Source organism: Devosia naphthalenivorans (assembly GCF_003056355.1).
In the GTDB taxonomy this organism is placed as follows: Bacteria; Pseudomonadota; Alphaproteobacteria; order Rhizobiales; family Devosiaceae; genus Devosia; species Devosia naphthalenivorans.
The window spans coordinates 173247-186707 of sequence record NZ_PYVW01000004.1; the positions used below are offsets into that span (position 1 = coordinate 173247).

Annotated in this window: 13 protein-coding genes; 3 read left to right on the top strand and 10 right to left on the bottom strand. The window is 62.2% G+C overall.

Annotated elements, in window-relative coordinates; genetic code table 11:
• Positions 1-2: 2 nt before the first annotated feature.
• From C8264_RS08185 to C8264_RS08195, 3 genes are read right to left on the bottom strand one after another with little or no spacing between them, the layout of a single operon-like run.
• A complete protein-coding gene (locus tag C8264_RS08185) occupies positions 3-1085 on the bottom strand; it encodes an ABC transporter permease (protein WP_108460485.1) in 1083 nt (360 codons plus the stop codon).
• Entirely contained in the window at positions 1082-2620 is a 1539-nt protein-coding gene (locus C8264_RS08190; protein WP_108460486.1) for an ABC transporter ATP-binding protein, read from the bottom strand. The genes C8264_RS08185 and C8264_RS08190 overlap by 4 nt, the downstream gene beginning before the upstream one ends.
• A 50-nt stretch (positions 2621-2670) precedes the next feature.
• Positions 2671-3666: a BMP family protein gene (locus C8264_RS08195; RefSeq protein ID WP_108460487.1), complete on the bottom strand. Its 996-nt coding sequence runs from the start codon at positions 3664-3666 to the stop codon at positions 2671-2673.
• 247 nt (positions 3667-3913) lie between these two features.
• Between C8264_RS08195 and C8264_RS08200 the strand changes: the two genes are divergently transcribed.
• From C8264_RS08200 to C8264_RS08210, 3 genes are read left to right on the top strand one after another with little or no spacing between them, the layout of a single operon-like run.
• On the top strand, positions 3914-4918 hold the full coding sequence (locus C8264_RS08200; RefSeq protein WP_108460488.1) for an ABC transporter substrate-binding protein: 1005 nt from the start codon (positions 3914-3916) through the stop codon (positions 4916-4918).
• A gap of 7 nt (positions 4919-4925) precedes the next feature.
• A complete protein-coding gene (locus tag C8264_RS08205; RefSeq protein ID WP_108460489.1) occupies positions 4926-5702 on the top strand; it encodes an ABC transporter ATP-binding protein in 777 nt (258 codons plus the stop codon).
• A gap of 5 nt (positions 5703-5707) precedes the next feature.
• Entirely contained in the window at positions 5708-6526 is an 819-nt protein-coding gene (locus tag C8264_RS08210) for an ABC transporter permease (protein ID WP_108460490.1), read from the top strand.
• Positions 6527-6789: 263 nt separating this feature from the next.
• Here C8264_RS08210 and C8264_RS08215 read toward each other — a convergent pair whose 3' ends face one another.
• The 7 genes from C8264_RS08215 to C8264_RS08245 form a co-directional block, all read right to left on the bottom strand.
• Positions 6790-7800, bottom strand: coding sequence for a zinc-dependent alcohol dehydrogenase family protein (locus tag C8264_RS08215; protein ID WP_108460491.1), 1011 nt, complete (start codon positions 7798-7800; stop codon positions 6790-6792).
• Between the two features lie 5 nt (positions 7801-7805).
• Positions 7806-8774 (bottom strand): ABC transporter permease, encoded by a 969-nt coding sequence (locus C8264_RS08220; RefSeq protein WP_108460492.1) that lies wholly within the window; start codon positions 8772-8774, stop codon positions 7806-7808.
• A 21-nt stretch (positions 8775-8795) separates the two neighbouring features.
• Entirely contained in the window at positions 8796-10283 is a 1488-nt protein-coding gene (locus tag C8264_RS08225) for a sugar ABC transporter ATP-binding protein (RefSeq protein WP_342748687.1), read from the bottom strand.
• Between the two features lie 160 nt (positions 10284-10443).
• A complete protein-coding gene (locus C8264_RS08230) occupies positions 10444-11430 on the bottom strand; it encodes an ABC transporter substrate-binding protein (RefSeq protein ID WP_108460493.1) in 987 nt (328 codons plus the stop codon).
• Between the two features lie 162 nt (positions 11431-11592).
• Positions 11593-12297, bottom strand: a complete 705-nt coding sequence (locus C8264_RS08235; protein WP_108460494.1) for a DnaJ domain-containing protein — start codon at positions 12295-12297, stop codon at positions 11593-11595.
• Complete coding sequence (locus tag C8264_RS08240) at positions 12294-13016, bottom strand: hypothetical protein (protein ID WP_108460495.1); 723 nt, start codon at positions 13014-13016, stop codon at positions 12294-12296. Before C8264_RS08240 ends, C8264_RS08235 begins: the two co-directional genes overlap by 4 nt.
• A 44-nt stretch (positions 13017-13060) precedes the next feature.
• Positions 13061-13366, bottom strand: coding sequence for a hypothetical protein (locus C8264_RS08245; protein ID WP_108460621.1), 306 nt, complete (start codon positions 13364-13366; stop codon positions 13061-13063).
• Positions 13367-13461: the final 95 nt, after the last annotated feature.

Consider the following 13461-nt stretch of genomic DNA (forward strand, 5'->3'; position numbering starts at 1 on the left):
TCTCAGCGTCCCTCCGCCAGAGCGGGCCTGCGCTCATAGCGCACCCGGAACCGCAGGAAGAAGCCGCCGACCAGTACGCAGAGCAGCGATAGCGCCACCACCAGATCGGCCAGATAATTGGAAATGCCTGTCGCGCGGCTCATGGAATCGGCGCCCACGAACATGGCTGCGACGAACAGCGCGGCAAAGACCGTGCCGATGGGCGAAAGCCCCGCCAGCATGGCCACGACGATGCCGGAATAGCCAAAGCCCGGCGACAGATCGGCAGATAGATAGCCCTTGACCCCAGCGACTTCGCCGACGCCAGCAAGTCCCGCGAGTCCGCCCGAAATCAATGCCACCTTGAGCATGGTGGCATTGACCGGAATACCGGCAAAGCGCGCGGCAGCGCGGTTCTCGCCGACAGCTTTGATCTCGAAACCCAGCACAGTCTTGCGCACCATCAGCCATAGCAGCAGCGCCGCGGCAAGCCCCACGATCAATCCCCAGTGCATACGCAGGCGCGGCACCAGTTTGTCGAACTTCGCCTCAGCCAGCAACGGCACCGATTGCGGCCAGCCCATGGATAGCGGGTCCTTCAGCGGCCCCTCGATCAGCATCTGGACGAACAGGATCACCACAAAATTGAGCAGCAGCGTGATCACCACCTCGTCGGCGCCAAAGCGCTGCTTGAGCATGGTGGGGATCACCATCATCAGCCCGCCGGCCAGAAATCCGGCGATCATCACCGTGGGAATAAGCAGCATCGGCGGCATGGCGAACAGCCCGCTGCCCACCAGCACGGCCGCCAAGGCACCAATATAGAGCTGACCCTCGGCACCGATGTTCCAGAGCCGGGCCCGGAAGGCGACGGCGGCGGCAAGGCCGGTCAGGATCAGCGGCGTAGCGCGGTTCAGCGTTTCGGAAAACGCGAACATCGAGCCAAACGCGCCCTGGATGATCAAGCCATAGGCGCTGAACGGATTGCCGCCGGCAAACAGCACGGGAATGGCGACCAGCAACAGCGCCACCAGCCCTGCGACAAGCGAAACGGCGAGCTTGAGAGCCAAGGAGGGGTTGGCGCGGGGTTCTAGGCGAAAACTCATGCGGAAGCGGCCGAGGGTGAGGTGATGGACTGGCCGGCCATAAGCAGGCCCACGCTGCCGCGGTCAAGCACGGCGGATGGCCCCGCATCGGTGACCTCGCCGGCATGAACCACCAGGAACCGATCTGCTAAGGCAAAGAGTTCGTCCAGATCTTCGGATATGACCATGACGGCCGCGCCCCGGTCGCGCGCGGCGATGATGCGGCGATGCACTTCGGACTGCGCGCCGACATCGAGGCCACGGGTGGGCTGGTTGGCGAGAATGACGCGCGGCTCCCGCTCCAGCACTCGCGCCAGAATGAGCTTTTGCACATTGCCGCCCGACAGCAGTCGCGCTTCGGCGTCCGGCCCGGGACAACGAATATCGTAAGCCGCAATGGCGGCCGTCGCGCGCTCGCGCATCGCCTTGCGGTCGAGCATGCCCATGCGAGCGAATGGCTTGCCGCGCACTTCCTCGATGGCGATGTTGTCGGCCACGCTCATGGTGCCCACCACGCCATCATGCTGGCGATCCTCGGGCATGCGCGCGACACCCGCGGCCACCAGCGCACGCGGATCGGCGGAGGTAATCGTCACCCCGTTCAGCAGCACCTCGCCAGAGCTTGGCACCGCCAGCCCCGAGAGCAGCGCCGCGATGGCCGCCTGTCCGTTGCCTGACACGCCGGCGACGCCCACGATCTCGCCAGCCCTCAACTCGAAACTGGCATTGCTGAGCGGCGCCCGTGCCACGCCGCGGGCCAGCGATACATTGCGGAATTCCACCAGCGTTTCGCGCGGGGTGGGCGCCGTGCGCTTCACCTCCGCCACCGCCTTGCCAACCATCAGATCGGCGATCGCGCGACGATCAGCTTCAGCCGTCACCAGTTCCCCGGCCTTGCGCCCACCACGCAGCACCGCAATACGATGCGACACCGAGAGGACTTCGCCCAGCTTGTGGGAAATAAAGATGACGCCCAGCCCATTATCCGCCAGCCGCCGCAAAACGGTAAACAGCCCCTCGGATTCCTGCGGCGTCAGCACGGCCGTGGGCTCGTCCAGAATCAGCACCCGAACGTCGCGATAGAGCGCCTTGAGGATTTCCACGCGCTGCTTCTCGCCCACCGTCAGCGCTGCAACCCGACGGTCGAGATCCACCTCGAGCCCGCTCTCCGCGATGATCTGCTCGACCTTGCGGCGCGCCACAGAGCGGCCATTGCCCAGGCGCAGCAGCGGCTCGGTGCCAAGCCGAATATTGTCCAATCCGGATAAGTTTTCAGCCAGGGCAAAATGCTGGTGCACCATGCCCACACCGGCCGCCAGCGCCGCGCCGGGCGATCCGGGCGGCAGCACCTGCCCGCCGACGCGCACAATGCCCTCGTCCTGCACATAGTGGCCGAACAGGATATTCATCAGCGTGGTCTTACCCGCGCCGTTCTCGCCCAGAAGAGCCAGGATTTCGCCGCGATGCAGCGTGAGGTCCAGCCGATCATTGGCCACAAGCGCGCCAAAACGCTTGGTGATGCCTTCGAGCGAAAGGACGATTGGGTTCTCTTGCATGCGGCCCCGGATAGAAAAGGCCGGGCGCTGTTGCGGCGCCCGGCTAACGATTACTGCGTCGAGGTCGGCTCGACGTCGTTGATTTCGACAGTGAAGGCGCCCGACTTGATTTCTTCTTCCTTGGCCTTGGCGGCGGCAACAGCCTCTGCCCCAGCCAGGGCTTCGTCCACCACCAGGCTCGAGCCGCCATGCTGCATGAAGGCATAGATGCCGTAATCCGAAGCGGTGAAGCTACCGGCCTTTACGTCGGCGATGGCTTTGTCGATCATCGGCTCGCCATGCCAGAGCGCGCTGGCGAGGATGGTGCCGGGGTAGTCAGCCGCCGTGTCGATAACATTGCCGATGGCAAGAATGCCCCGTTCCTTGGCGGCGTCGGAAACCCCGAAGCGCTCGGCATAAAGGATGTCGGCGCCGGCATCGACCATGGCGAAGGCGGCTTCCTTGGCCTTGGGCGGATCATACCAGCTATTGATGAAGCTGACCGAGAACTTGACGTCCGGATTGACCGCTAGCGCGCCCGCCATGAAGGCGTTCATCAGGCGATTGACCTCAGGGATGGCGTAGCCGCCGACCATGCCGATCTGGTTGGTCTCGGTCTTTTCGCCCGCAATCATGCCCGAGAGATAGCTCGGCTCATGGATGAAATTGTCGAAAGTGGCAAAGTTCGGCTCCACCGGCGGCAAGGACGAACCCATGAGGAACGCGATCTCCGGATAGTCCGCCGCAACCGCGCGCGCTGGCTGCTCGACACCAAAAGCTTCGCCAACCATGAGCTTGACGCCTTGCTCGGCATATTCGCGCATCACGCGCTCATAATCGGTGTTGGAGATGTTCTCGGAAAACACGTATTCGATCTCGCCGCGCTCCTGGGCTGCGGTGAGTGCGTTGTGCAGGCGCGAGGCCCACTGCTGCTCGACCGGCACGGTCCACACGGCTGCAACCTTGAGCACATCCTGCGCCCAGGCTGCGCCACTCAGCGCCAGCGCGGTGCCCATTGCCAGGCCCGCGACCAATGTGCGTCGGCCAATTGTTGCTCTTTGTGTCATTTACCAACCCCGTTCTGTTCAATAAACGCCCAAGCTTTCCTGCTGCTTATCTAGCGTGCATCGAGGTGGGCTTGGCAAGCTGGAAATGGCTTCGTCAACAGATGGTCCATTTGCCTCGGCAGCGACATCTGAGCCTTTTTTGCCGAGGGACCATTTTTCGCTTCATAAGCGGCGCGAAGCGTAAGATGTATGCGACATGCGGATGCACCGCACGAGATTGGCCGTGGGGTACGGCCGGGAGCACGGAATGAGTATCGTCAAACTTACCATCGCCGCCACCATGGTCGTTGGCGCCTGCGGCTCCACGGCGCTGGCCCAGGACAAGGTAATTTTCGGCACTAACTGGCTGGCCCAGGCCGAGCATGGCGGTTTCTACCAGGCGGTTGCCGATGGCACCTATGCCCGATACGGCCTCGACGTGACGATCCGCCAAGGCGGCCCACAGGCTCCCAACCGGCAATTGCTGATCGCCGGCCAGATCGATTTCTACATCGGTGGCATGACGACCATCGACGCCGCTGCCGAAGGCATTCCGATCGTCTCGGTGGCTGCCATCTTCCAGAAGGACCCCCAAGTTCTGCTGGCGCATCCCGACGCACCCTTCACCGATGTCGCGAGCCTTAACGGCGCCAGCAAGATCATCATGGGCAAGGACACGTTCTTTGCCGGTTATTGGCCCTGGATCAAATCGACTTTCGAAGGGTTCAGCGACGATCTTTATGAGCCCTATACCTTCAATCCCGCGCCGTTCCTTGCAGATCCGATGGCCGTGCAGCAGGGCTATGTAACCTCCGAGCCCTACGAGATCGAAAAGCAGGCAGGCTGGGAACCGAAGGTATTTCTTCTGGCCGATTATGGCTACCAGCCCTATTCCACCACCATCCAGACGAGCCAAAAGCTTGTCGAAGAAAACCCCGACCTAGTACAGCGCTTCGTCGATGCCACGGCGATCGGCTGGTACAATTACCTTTATGGCGACAATGCCGATGCCAATGCGCTGATCAGACAAGACAATCCCGACATGACCGATGGGCAGATCGCGTTCGGGGTCGAAAAGCTCAAGGAATATGGCATCGTGGTTTCCGGCGAAGCCGAAACCCAGGGGATTGGCTGCATGACCGATGCCCGCTGGTCGGAGTTTTATACCGAGATGACCGAGGCCGGCGTCTACCAGCCGGGGATCGAACTGACCAAAGCCTATACGACGCAGTTCACCTGCAAGGGCGTCGGCGTCGAGCTGGCGGCGCAGTAAGCCAGCCATGTCCACACTCCTTGCCATGCGCGATGTCAGCAAGATCTTCGCCAATGGCACGCTGGCGCTCAACGGCATGTCGCTCGAAATTGGGGAGGGCGAGTTCCTGTCGCTGCTCGGGCCCTCTGGTTGCGGCAAATCCACGGCACTACGCATCATGGCGGGGCTGGCCGCACCCAGCTCCGGCACCGTGGAATGGCCCTCTTCCCGAACCAATGAGCGCGGCCTGCCGCAGGGCGATATCGGCTTCGTCTTCCAGGAGCCGACCCTGATGCCTTGGCAGAATGTGTTCGGCAATGTCTACCTGCCGCTCAAGCTGCATGGCCTGAGCAAGGCCCAGGCACGCGAGCGGGTGATGGACAATCTCCAAAACGTCGGCCTTGCCGATTTCGCCAATGCCTACCCGCGCCAACTTTCAGGCGGCATGAAGATGCGCGTTTCCATTGCGCGGGCACTGGTAACCCGGCCCAGGCTCCTGCTGATGGACGAACCCTTTGCCGCACTCGACGAGATTACACGCCACAAGCTCAATGACGATTTGCTGGCGCTCTGGCGCCGGACGGGCATCACGGTGATCTTCGTAACCCATTCGGTGTTTGAATCGGCATACCTCTCCAGCCGGATCGTGGTGATGCGGCCGCGCCCCGGCCAGGTGTTCAGCGATCTTCCCATCGCCCAGCCCGAGATGCGCGGCGAAACCTATCGGGTGTCGGAATTCTACCGGGCCAATTGCCAGAGCGTATCGGAAGCCCTGCAAGGCGCTATTCGCGCAGCGGAGAGCTGAGTTCCATGGCATCCACACCGAGAGTTCCCAGCATTTCCACCCGCCAGAGAGTGTTGCAGGTCCTCGTGCTCCTGCTGGCACTGGCAGGGGGAATCCTGGTCTGGCAGTGGATCGTCACTGCCAATCAGATTCCCAAATATATTCTGCCCAGCCCGGTCGATACGGCCGTGGCGCTGTTTACCGATAGCGACACGTTGTGGCCCGCGCTGCTGGTGACGATGCGTATCACCTTCATGGCGCTGGCTGTGGCCATCATCGGCGGCGTGACCATTGCCATCATAATCGTCCAGAGCAAATGGCTGGAACTGGCGCTGTTTCCGTTCACGGTGATCCTGCAGGTCACGCCCATCATCGCAATCGCGCCGCTAATCCTGATCTATGCGCCCGACACGCAGACTGCCTTGATGATCTGCGCGTTCGCCGTCGCCTTCTTCCCCATTCTTTCCAACATGGTGCAGGGCCTAAAAAGCGTCGATCACCGGCTGCTTGACCTGTTCGAGCTGTATGGCGCCAACAGGTGGCAGACCCTGCTTTTCCTCAGGATTCCTGCCTCCATGCCCTATTTCATGGCGGGGCTACGGATCGCGGGCGGACTGTCGCTGATCGCCGCCGTTGTCGCCGAGTTTGCCGCAGGCTCGGCCGGACAAGGCGCCGGTCTGGCATTCCGGCTGCTGGAAAGCCAGTATCGGCTCAATCTACCGCGCATGTTCGCCGCGCTCATCATGCTGTGCGGCACGGGCATCGCGATCTATGCACTGACCTCGCTGATCGCTTGGCTGACGCTGCATCGCTGGCATGAAAGCGCCATCGAGCGCGAGGACTAAGGCGCATCGTGCCGCTTGCGCGGTGAGGCGGTGGCCGCACCTGCTCCTCCATCCCTCACCAATGCGGGGCCCGTTGGCCGGTTCCTGTGGGCGCGAGGTGGAACGAAATCGCCCCGGATTTATTTGCCTCATCGAGACCAGCGCGCGTCAACCGGACGTGGCGGCACAGGGAATGGGTTGGTTTTTCCGGTTTCCCCTCCCAGCCAACGAATAGGCAGCCGAGCCCTTATCCCGCCCGCGCTGGTTTCATTCTTCAATACCGCCTAGGGACGAGCGACGATCTTGATTTCGCCTTGTGCCGGAGGATTGGCAATGATCGATGGCACCTCCGCGAGCGACACAATGCGGCTCACCAGCGGGTCAAGCGCCAGTGTGCCTGCAGCGATCATCGCCGCTGCGCGGGCATGGGTCAGCGGGTTGAGGTAAGCACCTTCCAGCCGCACTTCGTTGACCAAGAGATCGAACGGGGTCACCTCCACTGCCTGCCCCTGCGGCATGACGCCGAAAATGACCACAGCGCCCCCACGTCGAACCGCCGCGATCGATTGCGCAAAGGTCTGCGGCACCCCGGCGCATTCCAGCGCCACATCGACGCCACCGGCGACAATGTCGCGGATCTGCGCGACGGCATCGCCGGCATTGGGATCGACAGCATGGGTGGCGCCCAGACGCAGCGCCAGATCGCGCCGCGGTTGCTGGCGGGTGGAAAGAATTACCGTGGTGGCGCCCGCGAGGCGGCAGAGTTGCGCCATCAGCAGCCCGATCACCCCGCCGCCGAAAATCGCCACGCTACCGCCCGGGCGGATACGTGCCACATCCAGACCATGCAGGCAGCAGGCGAGCGGCTCGCTAAAGGCGCCGTGCGCGGGATCAAGATCATCGGGTAGCACATGCGCCTGTCCCTCGGGCATCACCAGATATTCGGCAAAGCCCCCGTCCCGCCGCACGCCGATTGCGGTGAGCATGACGCAAAGATTGACACGGCCCTCCCGGCACTGCGCACAGGTACCACAAGCGATATTGGGATCGCCCGTGACGCGCTGACCGACGCGGATGCGCTCGACGCCGGAACCCAGTTCGATCACCGTGCCGGCGAACTCATGCCCCAGCGTCACCGGCGTGCTGGTCGGATACTCCCCCGCATACATATGTCGATCCGACCCGCAAATGCCGCAGGCTTCAACCTTGATGAGCACCTCGCGAGCGCCCGGCGCAGGTGTCGGAACATACTGCAGTTCGAGCCTATTAGCGCCCAGAAGGCGAACGGCCTGCATCGCCCCTACCGGTTACGCCGGCGAAGCTGATCGAAGAAGACGATGATGATAATCAACGCGCCGGTGATGATGCGTTGCCAGAAGGAATTGACGTTGAGCAGGTTCGCGCCGTTGCTGATGGTGGCCAGGATAAAGGCGCCGATCAGCGGTCCGTGTACCGAACCAACGGCGCCAAACAGGGAGGTGCCACCGATCACCGAGGAGGCGATGGCCTGCAGTTCCCACCCCTCGCCCTGCGTCGCGTTGCCAACGCCCAGGCGCGCTGCCAGCATGACCCCGACGATGGCCGCGCACATGGCGGAGAGCCCATAGGCGATATAGATCATCTTGGGAACACTGACGCCCGAAAGGCGCGCTGCTTCGGGGTTTGAGCCCACGGCATAGAGATAGCGGCCCCATTTGCTCAGGTGCAGAAAAACGAATGCCGGCACCGCGACGATGATCACCATCCAGAACAGGTTCGGCACGCCCAGGAAGCTCTCGCGCGAGAACTGGTTGAAGCTCGCATCAGTGATGTTGATGGTCGACCCATTGGTCATCAACAGGCCGATGCCGCGCAGTGAAGTCAGCGTTGCCAGCGTGATGATGAAAGGCGGCAGGCCCATCTTGACGATGCCGAAGGCGTGGAAAAATCCGATCAGCAGGCCCATGATCAGTGTGATGATGATGGCCAGATAGACCGGCATGCCCGACTGGATCAACCCCGCCACTACCACCGTGGAAAAGCCCACGATGGCGCCCACGGAAAGATCGATCCCGGCGGTAATGATGACAAAAGTCTGCCCGATGGCGAGGATCGCAATCATCGAACCCTGCCGCAGCAGGTTGGAAATATTGTTGCCGGTGGCGAAATTAGGGGTGGCGATGCTGAGCGCCACGCAGATCAGGACAAGCAGGCCAACCAGCGTCAGCGCGAACAGAAAACTGAAATTGCGACGGGTCTTGGTGGTGGTCGGGGTAATCTCTGTGGTCATCGTAGTCTCCAGAACGGCAGGCTAAACGCCGATGGCCTCTGCCAGAATGTCTTCGTGCGAACGCTCGCGATCGGTTTGGCTGCCCACCAGATGCCCCTCGCGGAACACGTGCAGCGTGTCGGCCAGCTCGTAGACCTCAGGCAGATAGGACGAGATCAGGATGATCCCGGCGCCATTCTTGAGCAGCTTGGCGAACAGCCGGTAGATTTCCGCCTTGGTGCCGACGTCGACGCCAACGGTGGGTTCGTCGAAGATGAACACCTCGGCCCCATGGTTGAGCCATTTGCCGATGACGATCTTCTGCTGGTTGCCGCCCGACATGGAGGAGGCCAGCGAGCGGCGCGACGGGGTCTTGATGCCCAGATCCTTGATCTGCTGGTCGGCCCGGCGTCTTTCCTCGCCATGGTCGATGATGGGGCCAGCCATCAATTGGTCATAGACCGGCAGATTGATGTTGAAGCCGATTGGCAGGTTGAGATTGAGGCCCTGGTCGCGCCGGCTCTCGGGCGCCAGCGCAATGCCCAGATCGATTGCCTTGCGCTCGTTGCTGATATCGACGGGCTGCTCCTTCCACAGGATATCTCCCGAGGTTTTCGGGTTGCGCCCAAAAACGGACAGCGCGAACTCGCTGCGGCCAGCGCCGATCAGGCCATAGAGGCCGACGATCTCGCCGGCCCGCAGGGTGATGGAAATGTCGGTGAAGCCCTTGCCGCTCAAATTGCAGGTTTCCAGCAGGGTCTTGCCGAACGGGATCTGCTCCTTGTGGTAGATCTGGTCCAGCGTGCGATTGATCATCAGCGACACCAGTTCGGCGTCGTCGGTCTCATCGATATTGCGGGTGCCCACATGGGTGCCGTCCCGCAAGACAGAGACGCGGTCGGCCAGTTCGAACACCTCCTCCATGCGGTGGCTGATATAAACAACGGTGACACCCTCTGCCTTGAGACGGCGGATCAAAGCAAAGAGCTGGGTGGCCTCCTGACGAGTGAGGTAGGCGGTAGGTTCGTCGAAGATGATGAACTTGGTTCCGCGCAACGAAGCGCGGGCGGTCGCCACCAATTGCTGCTGGCCAATGGTCAGGGTGTCCAGAATGACGTCGGCCGGCAGGCTGAAGCCCATGTCATCGAGAATTTTTTGCGCCGCGCGGGTCATGTCGCGCCGCTGCAACAGGCCAAATTTGGTGCTTTCGTCCCCCAGGAAGATGTTGGCGGCGACGGAAAGGTGGCGGCAGAGTACCACTTCCTGGTGCACTGCGTTGATACCCAGAGCGATCGCTTCGTTAGGGGTGGAGAGGTCGACCTCCTGCCCGTTCCAGACGATTGTGCCGCCCGAACGCCGAATGACCCCGGTCAAAAGCTTGATCAGCGTGGATTTTCCCGCGCCGTTTTCGCCCACGATGGCGTGTATTTCACCGCGCCGAAAAGCCAGCGTGCTGCGCTTGAGCGCCTGGATATGGCCATAGCGCTTCTCGAGGTCGCGCAGTTCAAGGATGATATCGTCGCCGCCCACAGTGGCAGCGTTGCCCTGGCTCGCCGGTTGGGCCGAGCCACTGGATAGATCAGTCAAATGCGACACCCCCCGCACGTGGCAGGACCTAGCCCTGTTGCCGGGCCGTGGCACTGCAGTGGAAGGACGCGCGGTGCAGATCCGCTCCGCGCGTCCGGTCTGGTCAGTTCACCTTGGGATTGAGCAGTTCCTGGCTGCGCGGCTCTTCCATGTTGGCCGTGGTGATGAGGTTGGCGCCGGTATCGACGAACTTCTCCACGGTTTCACCCTTGGATACGGCAAGCGCCGTTTTGATGCCGTCAAAACCCATGCGGTAGGGGTCCTGCACCACGAGGGCGTCGATGGTGCCATCCTTGAGGAAGCCGACGAGCTTGTCGTCGCTATCGAAACCGATCAGCGCAACACGTTCAGCCGCGCCGTTTTCCGCAATCGCCTGGCCTGCGCCCTGCGCCTGGATGAGGTTGGACGCGAAGATGCCCACCAGGTTTGGATTGGCGGTGAGCAGGTCGGTGGTGATGTTGAGGCCCGTGGCAGCTTGGCCGTCAGCATATTTGTCAGCCACTAGCGTCAGGCCCGGATATTCGGAGGCCAGTTGTTCCATGAAGCCCTGGCGGCGTTCTTCGAGCGAGCCGGCATTGGGGCTATTGGTGATGATGGCGACTTCACCCTCGATCTTGCCGGTGGCAGCCTCGATGGCGGCGGCGAGGCCGTCGGCAGCGATGCGTCCGCCCTGCACGTTGTCCGTCGTCAAGAACGAGGAGAAGGCTTCCGATTCAGCCGAAGAGTCGATGCCGATAATCGGCACGGATGCCGCAGCTTCGGTGATCGGTGCACCCAGCGCGGAGCGTTCGGTTGGCGCGATCACGATGGCGGCGGGACTGCCGGAGACGGCGTTTTCCAGAATGGAAATCTGGCCGTTGATGTCGGTTTCGGCCTGGGCGCCCAGTTCGGGAACATTGACGCCGAGCTCCTCCCCTGCGGCTCGCGCGCCGGCCAGGACGATCTGCCAATAGAAGGACGTGGTGTCCTTGACGATGATTGGAATGGTCACGTCCTGCGCCATCGACACGGACGAACCGAGCATGCCAGCGGCCAATGCGATGGTCGACAGGCCAAGGACCGCACGGCGGCCCAGCTTCTTGATGATCATTCTTCACTCCCTTTACGTGCCCACTCCGGCTTCTGTTAGTCCGGTAGCGCGCCAACCCATCAAAGCATGGCCCGGGGGAATGTCCAAGCGGGGAATGGTGAAAATTTATCAGGAGCCCGCCCGAGCGAACGACGCTTATGCTCGCGGTTGGTCCACGAACCCTCAGTGCCGCAGGAGACGGTCGCGCGCCTCGTTGATCTTGGAGGCAAGATAGCTGGAGCCACCGTGGTCCGGGTGCACCGCCTTCATCAGTTCGCGATGGGCCGCCCTGATCTCGTCGTCCGTGGCGCCGGGTTTTAGGCCGAGAACCTCATAGGCTTCCGCGCGCGCATCGCGCGGCTCATCCTGCTGCTGGCCTGCGTTCCCCGCGGCATCGGTTTGCGCGAAATATTCGCGCCATCCGGCCCGGTTGGCGTCGAGCCAGCTTTCCAGAAGGCTGATGCTGTCGGGATCGGTTTCTATCTCCATGATCAATTGGCGTGTGTCATGCTCGCCCAAATCCATGAGATCGCGTCCGGCGAACTGCCCGGTCAGCACCCGCCCGGATACGGCGCCAGTGTCATGGTCGAGTTCCATGGCGAAATACTGGCTGCGCACTTTCGAGATATTGCCTGCCTCGGCGGCGCCCCCATCAAGGGAGATTGGCCCCAACCGGCCTGTGCGCCACACCGAGAAAACGGCGGCCCCTACAAAGAGTGCCAGATCGATCCGGCGGGCAATCAGCAGCAGCATGGCAATCAGCGCACCGCCGCCCACCACCAGCCAGCGCAGCCCTCGGAACAGCGTGCCCCTGTCGAGTTTCTTGAGATAGCCGTGTGCGGCCAAGGTCGCGAGCAGGGCGATACCGCCGAGAAAGACGTAGCTCATCGGTTTTCGATCTGCGCCAGCAGTGCCCGCGCCTGACCGCTGTTCTGCAGCTTGAGGTAATCGCGGCCACCGCTGGCATAGGCAGCCACAGCCTTGAGCAGGGCGGCCAATTCCTGAGGGGCCGACGCATCGAAACGTGCATAGGCGCCCTTGGTCAGCCGCGCGAATTCGCGAAATGCCGCTTCGACACGAGCGTCGCGGCCTTCCTGGAAAAAGAACACCGGGCAATTCAGCAGGCCAAGCTGGCCGGCCTTCTCGGCCAGCCCATCGACGCTTTCCTCGATGGCGTCCCCAACGAAAACCACGGCATTGACCTTGCGCTTGGCATGCTCGGCACGCGCGTGAGCGAAAACCTTGCCAATCTGGGTATTGCCACCACGGCAATCGATGCCGCTCATCAGCCGTGCGAGCGCCTGCGCGTCGATCACCCATTTGGAGGCGCGACATTCTCCGAAACCGCGGAAATAGAGCAGTTGCACCTGTAGCGCACTATCCTTGGGCAGCGCCTTGAACATTTCTGCCTGCAATGACTGCGCCAGATCCCAGGTCGGCTGCCGGCTCATCGTGGCGTCGAGCGCAAACAGCAGCCGTCCATCCTGCGCGGCATCGGGCCGAGCGAGAGTGCCCACCTTCTGGACGAAGGCTGCAACATCGTCACTGACCTTGCCTTGCCGTGCAGGCGGAGCGCTGGCGGGTCGCGTCGGCGTTTTGTCTACCATAGAGTGAATATGTGCGCGGCACTGGCGCGAGACAAGTGCCGGGCCTATTGCCGGTCAGGATGACGCGGCTTTGTTTGCCCCACCAGCTTTGCGAGCTCGGAAAATGACAGGTCCTGTCCTTGGGCCGCGTTGTTGTTCGCCAAGTGCAGAAGACGCGGAGCAAAGGCCACGGCGTCGCGCTCGGCGCCGCTTAAATCCTCGGACCGGTAATCGCCCAAGGCGATCTGCTCGGCGCGCCGCAGCGCCATGGCGATTTCCTCGCGGCTCAGCAGGCCCTTTTCCGCCAGAGCATTGTTGATCGCCGCAATGGCAAGATACAGCCCCTCAAGCTGTAGATTGGCAGTGTTCACCGGTATCTCCTTCCCTCCGTCCTTGTGGATGAACATTGCCGGAGCCCGTCTAGTTCCAAGCCTTCAGGCAACCCGGCGAACCGCCAAACCGTTGC

Bases quoted from the DNA above. Each gene is read 5' to 3' on its own strand.
- C8264_RS08230 (WP_108460493.1), bottom strand. From the start codon at position 11,430: ATGATCATCAAGAAGCTGGGCCGCCGTGCGGTCCTTGGCCTGTCGACC.
- C8264_RS08220 (WP_108460492.1), bottom strand. From the start codon at position 8,774: ATGACCACAGAGATTACCCCGACCACCACCAAGACCCGTCGCAATTTC.
- C8264_RS08190 (WP_108460486.1), bottom strand. From the start codon at position 2,620: ATGCAAGAGAACCCAATCGTCCTTTCGCTCGAAGGCATCACCAAGCGT.
- C8264_RS08185 (WP_108460485.1), bottom strand. From the start codon at position 1,085: ATGAGTTTTCGCCTAGAACCCCGCGCCAACCCCTCCTTGGCTCTCAAG.
- C8264_RS08215 (WP_108460491.1), bottom strand. From the start codon at position 7,800: ATGCAGGCCGTTCGCCTTCTGGGCGCTAATAGGCTCGAACTGCAGTAT.
- C8264_RS08210 (WP_108460490.1), top strand. From the start codon at position 5,708: ATGGCATCCACACCGAGAGTTCCCAGCATTTCCACCCGCCAGAGAGTG.
- C8264_RS08195 (WP_108460487.1), bottom strand. From the start codon at position 3,666: ATGACACAAAGAGCAACAATTGGCCGACGCACATTGGTCGCGGGCCTG.
- C8264_RS08240 (WP_108460495.1), bottom strand. From the start codon at position 13,016: ATGGTAGACAAAACGCCGACGCGACCCGCCAGCGCTCCGCCTGCACGG.
- C8264_RS08235 (WP_108460494.1), bottom strand. From the start codon at position 12,297: ATGAGCTACGTCTTTCTCGGCGGTATCGCCCTGCTCGCGACCTTGGCC.
- C8264_RS08205 (WP_108460489.1), top strand. From the start codon at position 4,926: ATGTCCACACTCCTTGCCATGCGCGATGTCAGCAAGATCTTCGCCAAT.
- C8264_RS08200 (WP_108460488.1), top strand. From the start codon at position 3,914: ATGAGTATCGTCAAACTTACCATCGCCGCCACCATGGTCGTTGGCGCC.